The 13,056-nt window shown below is 51.7% G+C and carries 10 protein-coding genes, 2 tRNA genes and 2 rRNA genes; 4 read left to right on the top strand and 10 right to left on the bottom strand.

Annotated features, from left to right (window positions below; genetic code table 11):
* Positions 1 to 254 precede the first annotated feature (254 nt).
* Both BFV63_RS04270 and dnaQ read right to left on the bottom strand, forming a co-directional pair.
* Positions 255 to 331: transfer RNA gene (locus BFV63_RS04270), tRNA-Asp, on the bottom strand.
* 132 nt (positions 332 to 463) lie between these two features.
* Positions 464 to 1,195: a DNA polymerase III subunit epsilon gene (gene dnaQ / locus BFV63_RS04265; RefSeq protein WP_057979995.1), complete on the bottom strand. Its 732-nt coding sequence runs from the start codon at positions 1,193 to 1,195 to the stop codon at positions 464 to 466.
* On the opposite strand from dnaQ, the gene rnhA reads away from it, so the two are divergent.
* Positions 1,149 to 1,727 (top strand): ribonuclease HI, encoded by a 579-nt coding sequence (gene rnhA / locus BFV63_RS04260; protein WP_162184627.1) that lies wholly within the window; start codon positions 1,149 to 1,151, stop codon positions 1,725 to 1,727. The genes dnaQ and rnhA overlap by 47 nt on opposite strands.
* Here the strand turns inward: rnhA and BFV63_RS04255 are convergent, their stop codons facing one another.
* On the bottom strand, positions 1,728 to 2,444 hold the full coding sequence (locus BFV63_RS04255; protein WP_023324185.1) for a class I SAM-dependent methyltransferase: 717 nt from the start codon (positions 2,442 to 2,444) through the stop codon (positions 1,728 to 1,730).
* 32 nt (positions 2,445 to 2,476) lie between these two features.
* Between BFV63_RS04255 and gloB the strand changes: the two genes are divergently transcribed.
* Both gloB and mltD read left to right on the top strand, forming a co-directional pair.
* On the top strand, positions 2,477 to 3,235 hold the full coding sequence (gloB, locus tag BFV63_RS04250) for a hydroxyacylglutathione hydrolase (protein ID WP_022650425.1): 759 nt from the start codon (positions 2,477 to 2,479) through the stop codon (positions 3,233 to 3,235).
* A gap of 68 nt (positions 3,236 to 3,303) precedes the next feature.
* A complete protein-coding gene (gene mltD, locus BFV63_RS04245) occupies positions 3,304 to 4,668 on the top strand; it encodes a murein transglycosylase D (RefSeq protein ID WP_048241361.1) in 1,365 nt (454 codons plus the stop codon).
* 52 nt (positions 4,669 to 4,720) lie between these two features.
* Here the strand turns inward: mltD and BFV63_RS04240 are convergent, their stop codons facing one another.
* From BFV63_RS04240 to BFV63_RS04230, 3 genes are all read right to left on the bottom strand, one after another.
* The gene (locus BFV63_RS04240) at positions 4,721 to 5,494 is read right to left on the bottom strand and encodes a class I SAM-dependent methyltransferase (protein WP_048241362.1); all 774 of its coding nucleotides are present in this window, start codon (positions 5,492 to 5,494) and stop codon (positions 4,721 to 4,723) included.
* A 77-nt stretch (positions 5,495 to 5,571) separates the two neighbouring features.
* Positions 5,572 to 6,372 carry an endonuclease/exonuclease/phosphatase family protein gene (locus tag BFV63_RS04235; protein ID WP_003863247.1) on the bottom strand — a complete coding sequence of 267 codons (801 nt, stop codon included), beginning with the start codon at positions 6,370 to 6,372 and terminating at the stop codon, positions 5,572 to 5,574.
* Between the two features lie 137 nt (positions 6,373 to 6,509).
* Positions 6,510 to 7,685: an MFS transporter gene (locus BFV63_RS04230; RefSeq protein WP_048241364.1), complete on the bottom strand. Its 1,176-nt coding sequence runs from the start codon at positions 7,683 to 7,685 to the stop codon at positions 6,510 to 6,512.
* A 103-nt stretch (positions 7,686 to 7,788) separates the two neighbouring features.
* Here BFV63_RS04230 and yafC point away from each other — a divergent pair, with 103 nt between their 5' ends.
* A complete protein-coding gene (gene yafC, locus BFV63_RS04225) occupies positions 7,789 to 8,694 on the top strand; it encodes a DNA-binding transcriptional regulator YafC (RefSeq protein ID WP_048209364.1) in 906 nt (301 codons plus the stop codon).
* Positions 8,695 to 8,724: 30 nt separating this feature from the next.
* Here yafC and dkgB read toward each other — a convergent pair whose 3' ends face one another.
* The 4 genes from dkgB to BFV63_RS04205 all read right to left on the bottom strand — a co-directional run bounded on the left by dkgB (position 8,725) and on the right by BFV63_RS04205 (position 13,028).
* Positions 8,725 to 9,528: a 2,5-didehydrogluconate reductase DkgB gene (gene dkgB / locus BFV63_RS04220; RefSeq protein ID WP_048241368.1), complete on the bottom strand. Its 804-nt coding sequence runs from the start codon at positions 9,526 to 9,528 to the stop codon at positions 8,725 to 8,727.
* Positions 9,529 to 9,688: 160 nt separating this feature from the next.
* Positions 9,689 to 9,765, bottom strand: a tRNA-Asp gene (locus BFV63_RS04215).
* Between the two features lie 55 nt (positions 9,766 to 9,820).
* A 5S ribosomal RNA gene (gene rrf, locus BFV63_RS04210) occupies positions 9,821 to 9,936 on the bottom strand.
* Between the two features lie 188 nt (positions 9,937 to 10,124).
* Positions 10,125 to 13,028, bottom strand: a 23S ribosomal RNA gene (locus tag BFV63_RS04205).
* Positions 13,029 to 13,056 lie beyond the last annotated feature (28 nt).

Raw genomic sequence — 13,056 nt, 5'->3', positions numbered from 1 at the left:
AGAGAATCTACGCAGGATTAAGAATAGTTAACACCAGAGGGTTATTAAGAATGACGTGAAAACAGAATTATAAGAGGAGGGAAATGATGTAATTAACCTACACTATTTTTAAGCGGATTAGAATTGATTAAATACAAAAAACAGAATGGTATAAATATGATTTTCAGCAGATGTGCCAGAGCAGAAATTAAGGAAAACATGAGAAAGAGGAAAAACAAAAAGGCCCACGTTACAAGTAACGTGGGCCTGAATAGTGGCGGAACGGACGGGACTCGAACCCGCGACCCCCTGCGTGACAGGCAGGTATTCTAACCGACTGAACTACCGCTCCACTGTTCCCGTGTGGGGAACGAGGCGAATATTACGGTTTGACTCTGAACTCGTCAACGCTTTTTCTTAACTTTTGAATCGTTTGCTGCAAAAATCACCCAAACGATGAATTAACAAACGTTTCGGCACCTTTTCAGGCGCGCCACAGACAGCTCCCGCCCTTCTTCTGCACCAAATCAAGACGAGACTCGTGATTCATCAACTCTTCATCACTGGCTAAAACGACCCGTAAGCGATTCGCCTGACGCACAATGCGCTGAATTCCCCCTTCATCTCGCGTCTGCTGGGATTCATTTTCCATACTGAATTTCATCGACGTTTGCCCGCCGGTCATGGTCAGGTAGACATCGGCCAGGATCTGGGCATCGAGCAACGCGCCGTGCAGCGTTCGCTTGGTGTTGTCTATCTCATAGCGAGAGCACAGGGCATCAAGGCTGTTACGCTTGCCGGGGAACATCTTCCTTGCCAGCGCCAGGCTATCCGTGACTTTACAGAACGTATTCGTCTTCGGAATATCACGGTTGAGCTTGCTGAACTCATAGTCCATAAAGCCGATATCGAACGACGCGTTATGAATGACAAGTTCCGCACCTCTGATGTAGTCGAGAAATTCATCTGCGACGTCGGCAAAGGTGGGCTTATCCAGCAAAAACTCATCGGCAATTCCGTGAACGCCGAACGCTTCCGGGTCCACCAGCCGATCGGGTTTGAGGTAAACGTGGAAGTTGTTGCCCGTAAGGCGACGGTTCACCACTTCAACGGCACCAATCTCAATGATTTTATGCCCTTCGTAGTGGGCGCCAATCTGGTTCATACCGGTGGTTTCGGTATCGAGAACAATCTGGCGAGTAATTGCAGTGCTCATAGCGGTCATTTATGTCAGACTTATCGTTTTACTGAACGTTTCAAATACAGGAAGTCTACCAGAGATGCGTAAACAGGTAGAAATTTTCACCGATGGATCTTGTCTCGGTAACCCAGGGCCCGGCGGCTATGGTGCCATTATGCGCTATCGCCAGCATGAAAAAACCTTTAGTGAAGGCTATTTCCTGACCACCAACAACCGCATGGAGTTGATGGCGGCCATCGTGGCGCTGGAAGCGTTAAAAGAACATTGCGACGTGGTGCTGAGTACCGACAGCCAGTATGTCCGCCAGGGCATTACCCAATGGATCCACAACTGGAAAAAACGCGGCTGGAAAACGGCAGAGAAAAAACCGGTCAAGAATGTCGATCTCTGGAAGCGTCTTGATGCCGCCCTCGGACAGCACGAAATCAAATGGGAGTGGGTAAAGGGGCACGCCGGTCATCCTGAAAACGAACGCTGTGACGAGCTGGCTCGCGCGGCGGCATCCAACCCAACCCGTGAGGATGCAGGTTATCAACCTGAATCCTGATCACGGTTTTTTGTATTGCCGCGTGGCCCCCACGGTCTGGCGGATCCGCGTTTTTGATTTGCTTTGCTTCATTGGGTTTAGCGTAAGGGGGATCGTCCTCTTACGCGCGACAATAAATTGCATGCAGCCCAGCGCGGGTAAATGGGTGCTTAATAAGACCCCGCCTTTACGCGTCCAGGGGATGACCTGAAAACCCCCATAGCTCAGCACTTCGAAATTTAACAGTGAAAGCCAGTCCAGCTGGCGCATCATGGTAAACATCCTGCTGTTATAGGGCGGCATGCGGCGCAGAACGGGCGTCAGTTTACGTAGCCCCATCAGACTCAGCGGATTAAAACCGCTCAGGATCAGCCAGCCGTCATCAATCAAAACGCGGTCGGCTTCCCGCAGCAGACGATGGGGATCGCTGCACCAGGGCAGCGTATGGGCGAGCAGACAGGCATCAATGGATTTTTCCGCAAACGGCAAATGCAGCGGATCCGCTTTCACCTGAACCGGGGAGCCATTAAGCGATACGCTAACCTGATGCGAGATAGCGCAGCTTTCGGTATTGATTTCTGCGCTCAGATTGCCAATCTTAAGCAGGTGAAAACCATACATTTTCGCGAGCCAGGGTTTAAGCTGAAGTTCTAAGGCCTCGCGATAATATTCACCCCAGGGCAACTCTGCCCAACGTTCCGGTGGTGCGACAGTCTGAGGTATCCTTGCCGGTTTCATCAAAACACCCGCCACGCTATAAGAGGTAATGCATGAATCTTATCAGTATTTCCGCCTTTCAGGACAATTACATCTGGGTTTTAGTCGACGACGATCGCAGATGCATCATTGTTGATCCAGGCGAATCCGCACCGATCCTGCACGCGATAAAAGAAAACGGCTGGCAGCCTGAAGCGATCCTACTTACCCATCACCATCACGATCATGTCGGCGGTGTTCCCGATCTCCTTGCGCGCTATCCTCATCTTCCCGTCTACGGACCGGCAGAGACACAGGATAAGGGTACGACGCAAGTTGTCGAAGAAGGCGAAAGTATCCTCATCCTCGGGTGGGAGTTTTCCGTATTTGCTACGCCAGGTCACACTTCCGGTCATCTCTGTTTCTACAGCAAACCTTATCTGTTTTGTGGCGACACGCTGTTTTCTGGCGGCTGTGGAAGGCTGTTTGAAGGCACGCCAGAACAGATGTATCAATCTTTACAAAAAATTAATGCGCTTCCAGCCGACACCGTAATTTGTTGCGCACATGAGTATACATTAGGGAATATGAAGTTTGCTGCAAGCGTGCTGCCTGAGGATCGGGCGATTCAGGATTATTACCTGAAAGTGAAGGAGTTACGTGCAAAAAACCAAAAAACACTCCCCGTAATTCTGAAAAATGAACGACAAATTAATTTATTTTTAAGAACTGATGATGTTGATTTAATTAATAAAATTAATCAAGAAACAAATTTGTTACAACCTGAAGCGCGATTTGCATGGTTAAGGTCAAAGAAAGATAACTTCAGATAATTGCGGGTTGCCTTTTCAAAATTTCGCCGTTATCATCGCTCGTCTTTTAAGCAACTATTGACACACACATGAAGGCAAAAGCGATATTACTCGCCTCTGTCCTGCTTGTAGGTTGCCAGTCACAAAACGGCAGCAACGTACAACAGCACGCACAGAGCCTTTCTGCGGCTGGTCAAGGGGAAGCAGGGAAGTTTACGAGTCAGGCGCGATGGTTGGACGATGGGACATCCTTCGCGCAGGAACAAGACTTGTGGGCCTCTATTGGCGACGAGCTAAAGATGGGAATTCCGGAAAACAGCCGGATTCGCGAACAGAAACAGAAGTATTTGAGAAATAAGAGCTATCTCCACGATGTAACATTACGGGCAGAGCCGTATATGTACTGGATAGCCGGGCAAGTTAAGAAACGTAACATGCCTATGGAACTGGTACTACTACCCATAGTGGAGAGCGCTTTTGACCCGCACGCGACGTCTGGCGCCAATGCAGCAGGCATCTGGCAGATCATTCCGAGCACAGGGCGAAATTATGGTTTAAAGCAGACCCGCAACTACGATGCGCGTCGTGATGTTGTCGCTTCAACGACAGCCGCTCTCGACATGATGCAACGTCTGAACAAGATGTTTGACGGCGACTGGTTATTGACTGTCGCGGCGTATAACAGTGGTGAAGGTCGTGTACTGAAGGCAATGAAAGCGAATAAAGCGCGTGGAAAATCCACAGACTTCTGGTCGCTCTCACTGCCACAGGAAACAAAGATTTACGTACCGAAAATGCTGGCACTGAGTGACATTCTCAAGAACAGCAAACGTTACGGTGTACAACTGCCAACACCAGACGAAAGTCGTGCACTGGCGCGTGTCCGCCTCAGCAACCCGGTTGATATTCAACAGGTTGCCGATATGACGGGTATGTCGGTAAGTAAGCTTAAAACCTTTAATGCAGGTGTTAAAGGCTCCACGCTGGGTGCTAGTGGCCCACGCTATGTGATGGTTCCGCAGAAACATGCGGAACAGTTACGAGAGTCTTTAGCTTCGGGTGAAATCGCAGCCGTTCAGTCCACGCTGATCGCTGATACGTCGCCTGTAAGCAGCCGCAGCTATAAGGTGCGTTCAGGTGATACGCTTTCAGGTATTGCATCACGTCTTGGCGTGAATGCGAAAGATCTCCAGCAGTGGAATAATCTGCGCGGATCTGGTCTGAAAGTGGGTCAAACGCTGAACGTAGGTGCAGGTAGCAGCGCACAGCGTCTCGCTAAAAACAGCGATAGCATTACCTATCGCGTACGTAAAGGCGACTCGCTGTCCAGTATTGCTAAGCGTCACGGCGTAAACATCAAAGATGTGATGCGCTGGAACAACGATACTGACAACCTGCAACCTGGCGACCAGCTGACGTTGTTTGTGAAAAACAGCGCTACGCCAGATTCCTGATAGTACGTTCGCTTGTTAAAAAGGCACCGATTCCCCTCGGTGCCTTTTTTGTTTATCCTGCTTTTTGCGCTTCAGCCATAATGGTGTCGCTAGTAAACGAACCATCGTCATGCAGCTCAAAGTACGCCTTCACATCAGCAGAGGCGCTCTCCTGGTACAATCGGATCGCCTTAGTTAATGCCTCGGGGGTGCGCATCCGCGCAATCCATGACGCAAACTCCAGCGGCAAACGGTCGGTTATCAATGAGCGTGAAATCAAGCCGGCTTCGGTGATAAACGTAAGCCACTCTCCACTGGAGTAGTTTTGCACGTGCGAGGTATCACGCAGCGCTTCAACCGTCTGGAGCCAGATATTTCGTACCGGATGTCCGGGAGACATCACGTCCATGATGATGAAGATTCCGCCCGGTTTGAGTACGCGTTTCACTTCCCGTAATGCCTGCCCCACATCATGCCAGTGGTGTGCAGAGTAACGGCTAATCACAACCTCAAACGATGCATCCTCAAAGGGTAATGATTCAGCGTAGCCCTGGCGCGTCGTGACGTTATTCAGCCCTTTCGCTTTCGCCGCTTCAGCGACCACATCGAGCATCTGGCTCGATAAGTCATACGCCGTCACCTGAGCAACCTGCTCTGCGGCGGTAAAACTGGCATGCCCCGCCCCGCAGCCTAAGTCCAGCACGTGCGCGTCAGGAAACGCGGCGAGCCGCTCGCCGAGACGCACCAGGTCGCGGCCAGAGGCGTGCACGGCGCTGCTCAGGTAGGCACTTGCCTGCGAACCGAACTGTTTATCGACGTTGTCATGATGGGAGTGTGTTGTTGTCATGTTGCTGTCCTTTTATGGGTTAAAAAATAAAGGGCAGCACCCGCACAGGCCTGCCCCACGGCAGACCTGACGCACCATTATTTATCAGGTTTGCCGGGACTGAATTCAACTAGTAGAGGATTATGATCGGAGGCGCGCGTCACCAGAACGGACGCATCGTGTACGCTCAAACCACGATAGAAGACGAAATCAAGAGGACGGCCAAACGCTTTCTTGCGCTGGTCATCGTTAAAACGAACTTCACGCAGCGACATTTCACGCGCGAAGCGGTACAACGCGTTCATACGCGGACGGCTCCAGGCATTGAAGTCCCCTGCCATAATGATCGGCCCACTGTGATGAGCAATCTGATCGCCAATGGGAAGTAACTGCTTACTGTACACATCAACACCGAGGCTGAAGTTCACCGCATGAATGTTTACCACCATCAGCAGACGGGTGTCGGGCAACGGATAGACTGTGACCAGCGCCGATTTTGCCAGACGCAGGATCGGCTCACGTTCACGCAGCGGGCAGCAATAGACCGGATGTGCGGCTGAAAGGGTCATCACCCCAGAAGGATGCTGTGGCAGAACAAAGGCAGGCACCTGATCGGCTGCAAGATAGTTTGTCGTTGCAAACCTGACCAGCTCAGGCGTGGTTTGCGCCTCCTGTAACAGAACCAGATGCGCATCTTTACCAAAATTTTGAAGTACGGATAACCACTCCGCACGCTGTTGTTTAAAGATGTTCCACACCAGTACGCGAATTTTTTCGTCACTGCTTAATGGCGTGCCCGCTGGTAATGCCTGACCCAGGCTCGCAAACGACCCCGGAGGCAAGATCCTCTCCGCGGGCATTCCGGCAACATAACGCATGGCATAGGTATTTTTTCGCACTTTTGGAAACGACCTCTGTAACATGAACCAGCCCGGAAAACGGACTGGTTCTAATGTTATAGGGATTTTAGGTCACACTTTCAACGCAATTACTGAGAAACCGCTTTCCAGTTTTGTAAGCAAGCACTTACTGATACTTATCCAAGCGCGACGCGAGCGGGTTTATCAAGCCGTCCACTCAGACCAATAAGGAGGAAAGCGACAAGCACAATTACCGCACCAATCCATGGCGTTTGGGTTAATCCAACGTGTTCAACCGTCTGCCCGCCGATAACCGATCCGAGTGCGATGCCGATATTGAATGCGGCGATATTCAGGCCGGATGCGACATCCACCGCATTGGGCGTATAGCGTTCGGCTTTCTGTACAACATAGACCTGCAATCCCGGTACGTTACCAAACGCGAATATTCCCATAACCAACACGGTTACCAGCGCGGCGTATTGTATCGACGCGGTGAACTGGAAAATCATCAGCAGGACAACCAGCGCGGCGAAAATGAATTTTAGCGCCGGTACCGCACCATGCTTATCTGCAAGCTTGCCGCCCCAGATATTGCCGATTGCGACGGAGATACCGTAGCCCAGTAAAATCCAGCTCACTGCGCCCGGAGAAAAACCAGCCAGCTCCTGCATCATCGGTGCAAGGAAGGTGAACGCAGTGAACACACCTCCATAACCCAGAGCCGTAACGGCATAGATCAGCAGCAGGCGCGGGTGTGTGAGAACCTTACCCTGATCGCTCAGGCTGGCGCTCGCGCGCCCCGGAATACTGGAGGGTACCAGCAGCAGGCTGGCTACCAGAGCAATCACGCCCAACAGCGATACCGCGAGGAAGGTTTCTCGCCAGCCAAAATGTTGCCCAATAAACGTTCCTAACGGCACGCCGGTGACCAGCGCAACGGTTAAGCCGCCAAACAAAATCGCAATGGCTGACGCCGCTTTCTCTTTTGGCACCAGGCTGGTTGCAATCGTGGAACCGATGGAGAAAAAGACACCGTGCGCGAGGCCAGTCAGCAAACGGGCAATGACCAGCGTGGTGTAGTCCGGAGCCTGCCACGCCAGAATATTGCCGGCGGTGAAGAGCACCATCAGGGCAACTAACAGTTTTTTACGCGCAAAGCGCCCAGTCAATGCGGTCAGCACAGGCGCCCCAACAGCGACGCCTAATGCGTAAATAGATACCAGCAGCCCGGCAGAAGGCAGCGAAATGGCGAGTTGTTCAGCAATGGTGGGAACAAGTCCTACAATAACAAATTCGGTCGTGCCAATTGCGAAGGCACTGATCGTCAGGGCAAGAAGCGCCAGTGGCATAAATACTCCGTCTCTTCAGGATTAAGATGACAGGCAGTATGCGCCAGTGTTTAAATAACAAAAATGGTTAGAATCTCAATAGAATTTTGCGGATGATGCAATAATGAAAGCCACATCGGAAGAACTGACTATCTTTGTTGCCGTTGTTGAAAGCGGCAGCTTCAGCCGTGCGGCCGAACAGCTCGGGCAGGCGAACTCCGCCATCAGCCGCTCGGTGAAAAAGCTGGAGATGAAGCTCGGGGTAAGTCTGCTCAACAGAACAACGCGGCAGCTCAGCCTGACGGAAGAAGGCGAACGTTATTTTCGCCGCGTACAATCCGTTTTGCAGGAGATGGCGGCAGCTGAGACGGAAATAATGGAGACGCGTAGCACTCCGCGTGGATTGCTACGCATTGATGCGGCGACGCCGGTTGTGCTTCATTTTCTGATGCCGTTAATCAAGCCATTCCGGGAGCGTTATCCGGAGATGACTCTGTCCCTGGTCTCCTCCGAGACGTTTATTAACCTGATTGAGCGTAAAGTTGATGTGGCGATCCGCGCGGGAACCCTGACGGATTCAAGTTTACGCGCTCGCCCTCTGTTCACCAGCTATCGCAAAATTATCGCGTCACCGCAATATATTGCAGAGCATGGCAAACCGGAGACCGTTGAGGAGCTGAAGCAGCACCTGTGCCTGGGCTTTACGGAACCTGTCTCGCTGAACACCTGGCCCGTAGCCTGTCATGACGGACAACTTCATGAGATCACCTGCGGACTTTCGTCTAATAGCGGAGAAACGCTGAAACAGCTTTGTCTTGAAGGAAATGGGATCGCCTGTTTATCAGACTATATGATTGATAAGGAAATAGCTGCGGGTCAGCTTGTAGAACTGATGGCTGACAAACGCTTACCTGTAGAGATGCCTTTTAGCGCAGTGTATTACAGTGACAGAGCGGTAAGTACGCGCATACGCGCTTTTATCGACTTCCTTAGCGAACATATAAAAACAGCTCCCGGAGGAGCTGTGTGAGGGTTTAAGGGTACAGAGGGAGGGTTTTTATTAATCCCAGTCTGGTGCTAACCCTTCCGGGCTGACAAGACGATCGTTGCATTCCAGTGCAGCGATCGCGTTTTTATCTTCATCATCAAGCTGGAGATCCCGCGCTAACAGGTTACTTGCCAGGTTTTCACGTTTGGTTGAAGACGGGATCACGGCATAGCCCTCACCCATCGCCCATGCCAGGATCACCTGTGCGGCTGTCGCATTGTGTTTCTCAGCGATGCGCGCAATCACTTCATCTTTCAGCGCCTTACCATATGCCAGCGTCATGTACGAGGTGATGTGAATACTATGCTGTTTCGCCCAGTCCACGACTTTGCGGTTTTGCAGGTAAGGAGAGAGTTCAATTTGGTTGGTGGCAATATTCTCTTTACCCACTGCGGCGATGGCCCTTTCCATCAACGGGATGGTGAAGTTAGAGATGCCAATTTTACGCGTTAAGCCTTGCTCTTTTGCTTCCAGCAACGCCTGCATAAACTCTTCCACAGAGACGGCATCATCAGGAGATGGCCAGTGGATCAGCGTCAGATCAACATAGTCAGTACGCAGCTTTTTCAGACTTTCCTTCAGGCTTGGGATCAGCTTGTCTTTGCTGAGATTCTCAATCCAGATTTTAGTGGTGACGAAAAGTTCGTCGCGCGGTACGCCACTCTCTTCGATGGCCTGGCCTACGGCAGTTTCGTTATCATAAATCTGCGCCGTATCAATAGCACGATAGCCCAACTCGAGTGCGGTTTTAACAGATGCAATAACAACATCGTCTTTCAGGCGGAAAGTGCCCAGACCCAGTGCAGGGATAGTCATATGATTCCTCAATCGTTATGTTCGTAAACTGAGGAAGATTATCGCTGTAGTTGTTATGACGAAAAAGATCGTTAAACGCAGAGGATTTTTGCTAATTTCGCAACAATCAAACGACAGATAAGAAAAAAGCCCTGAGCGTTAGCTCAGGGCTTTTAATAAGTGGCGGAACGGACGGGACTCGAACCCGCGACCCCCTGCGTGACAGGCAGGTATTCTAACCGACTGAACTACCGCTCCACCGAATACTTCTGTAACCACCGGATTCATGCACCGGCTTACTACTTAATTTGATGCCTGGCAGTTCCCTACTCTCACATGGGGAGACCCCACACTACCATCGGCGCTACGGCGTTTCACTTCTGAGTTCGGCATGGGGTCAGGTGGGACCACCGCGCTAAAGCCGCCAGGCAAATTCTTGTGCTCTGTCCTGTGTCTTTCGCACTGATACTGCGTTGGCTGCTCTCGTAAAGTCAGTCACATACCTCAGTATGCTCCTTCCTTTCCTTCGTTTGCCGCCTTGTCTCAGCGCAAAATCCTTCGGACTCTGAATCTAAGCTGAAAATTTCGTCTCTTCGCCAAAACACCTTCGGCGTTGTAAGGTTAAGCCTCACGGTTCATTAGTATCGGTTAGCTCAACGCATCGCTGCGCTTACACACCCGACCTATCAACGTCGTCGTCTTCAACGTTCCTTCAGGAGACTCAAGGTCTCAGGGAGAACTCATCTCGGGGCAAGTTTCGTGCTTAGATGCTTTCAGCACTTATCTCTTCCGCATTTAGCTACCGGGCAGTGCCATTGGCATGACAACCCGAACACCAGTGATGCGTCCACTCCGGTCCTCTCGTACTAGGAGCAGCCCCCCTCAATTCTCCAGCGCCCACGGCAGATAGGGACCGAACTGTCTCACGACGTTCTAAACCCAGCTCGCGTACCACTTTAAATGGCGAACAGCCATACCCTTGGGACCTACTTCAGCCCCAGGATGTGATGAGCCGACATCGAGGTGCCAAACACCGCCGTCGATATGAACTCTTGGGCGGTATCAGCCTGTTATCCCCGGAGTACCTTTTATCCGTTGAGCGATGGCCCTTCCATTCAGAACCACCGGATCACTATGACCTGCTTTCGCACCTGCTCGCGCCGTCACGCTCGCAGTCAAGCTGGCTTATGCCATTGCACTAACCTCCTGATGTCCGACCAGGATTAGCCAACCTTCGTGCTCCTCCGTTACTCTTTGGGAGGAGACCGCCCCAGTCAAACTACCCACCAGACACTGTCCGCAACCCGGATAACGGGTCTACGTTAGAACACCAGCCATTAAAGGGTGGTATTTCAAGGGCGGCTCCACGCAGACTGGCGTCCACGCTTCAAAGCCTCCCACCTATCCTACACATCAAGGACCAGTGTTCAGTGTCAAGCTATAGTAAAGGTTCACGGGGTCTTTCCGTCTTGCCGCGGGTACACTGCATCTTCACAGCGAGTTCAATTTCACTGAGTCTCGGGTGGAGACAGCCTGGCCATCATTACGCCATTCGTGCAGGTCGGAACTTACCCGACAAGGAATTTCGCTACCTTAGGACCGTTATAGTTACGGCCGCCGTTTACCGGGGCTTCGATCAAGAGCTTCGCGTTGCCGCTAACCCCATCAATTAACCTTCCGGCACCGGGCAGGCGTCACACCGTATACGTCCACTTTCGTGTTTGCACAGTGCTGTGTTTTTAATAAACAGTTGCAGCCAGCTGGTATCTTCGACTGATTTCAGCTCCGCCCGCAGGGGCTTCACCTACCTATCAGCGTGCCTTCTCCCGAAGTTACGGCACCATTTTGCCTAGTTCCTTCACCCGAGTTCTCTCAAGCGCCTTGGTATTCTCTACCTGACCACCTGTGTCGGTTTGGGGTACGATTTCGTGTTACCTGATGCTTAGAGGCTTTTCCTGGAAGCAGGGCATTTATCACTTCAGCACCGTAGTGCCTCGTCATCACACCTCAGCGTTAACAAGGTACCGGATTTACCTGGAACCTCCGCCTACATGCTTAAACCGGGACAACCGTCGCCCGGCTGACATAGCCTTCTCCGTCCCCCCTTCGCAGTAACACCAAGTACAGGAATATTAACCTGTTTCCCATCGACTACGCCTTTCGGCCTCGCCTTAGGGGTCGACTCACCCTGCCCCGATTAACGTTGGACAGGAACCCTTGGTCTTCCGGCGAGCGGGCTTTTCACCCGCTTTATCGTTACTTATGTCAGCATTCGCACTTCTGATACCTCCAGCATGCCTCACAGCACACCTTCAACGGCTTACAGAACGCTCCCCTACCCAACAACACATAGTGTCGCTGCCGCAGCTTCGGTGCATGGTTTAGCCCCGTTACATCTTCCGCGCAGGCCGACTCGACCAGTGAGCTATTACGCTTTCTTTAAATGATGGCTGCTTCTAAGCCAACATCCTGGCTGTCTGTGCCTTCCCACATCGTTTCCCACTTAACCATGACTTTGGGACCTTAGCTGGCGGTCTGGGTTGTTTCCCTCTTCACGACGGACGTTAGCACCCGCCGTGTGTCTCCCGTGATAACATTCTTCGGTATTCGTAGTTTGCATCGGGTTGGTAAGCCGGGATGGCCCCCTAGCCGAAACAGTGCTCTACCCCCGAAGATGAGTTCACGAGGCGCTACCTAAATAGCTTTCGGGGAGAACCAGCTATCTCCCGGTTTGATTGGCCTTTCACCCCCAGCCACAGGTCATCCGCTAATTTTTCAACATTAGTCGGTTCGGTCCTCCAGTTAGTGTTACCCAACCTTCAACCTGCCCATGGCTAGATCACCGGGTTTCGGGTCTATACCCTGCAACTTAACGCCCAGTTAAGACTCGGTTTCCCTTCGGCTCCCCTATACGGTTAACCTTGCTACAGAATATAAGTCGCTGACCCATTATACAAAAGGTACGCAGTCACACCCGAAGGTGCTCCCACTGCTTGTACGTACACGGTTTCAGGTTCTTTTTCACTCCCCTCGCCGGGGTTCTTTTCGCCTTTCCCTCACGGTACTGGTTCACTATCGGTCAGTCAGGAGTATTTAGCCTTGGAGGATGGTCCCCCCATATTCAGACAGGATACCACGTGTCCCGCCCTACTCTTCGAGTTCACAACCTGTGCATTTTCGTGTACGGGACTATCACCCTGTACCGTCGGACTTTCCAGACCGTTCCACTAACACACAAGCTGATTCAGACTCCGGGCTGCTCCCCGTTCGCTCGCCGCTACTGGGGGAATCTCGGTTGATTTCTTTTCCTCGGGGTACTTAGATGTTTCAGTTCCCCCGGTTCGCCTCGTTAACCTATGTATTCAGTTAACGATAGTGTGACGAATCACACTGGGTTTCCCCATTCGGACATCGCCGGGTCAAAGGTTCATATCACCTCGCCGGCGCTTTTCGCAGATTAGCACGTCCTTCATCGCCTCTGACTGCCAGGGCATCCACCGTGTACGCTTAGTCGCTTAACCTCACAACCCGAAGATGTTTCACTTCATG

It is taken from the genome of Enterobacter hormaechei subsp. xiangfangensis (assembly GCF_001729785.1).
Taxonomy (GTDB): domain Bacteria; phylum Pseudomonadota; class Gammaproteobacteria; order Enterobacterales; family Enterobacteriaceae; genus Enterobacter; species Enterobacter hormaechei_C.
This window is presented reverse-complemented; position numbering and strand designations above follow the sequence as displayed.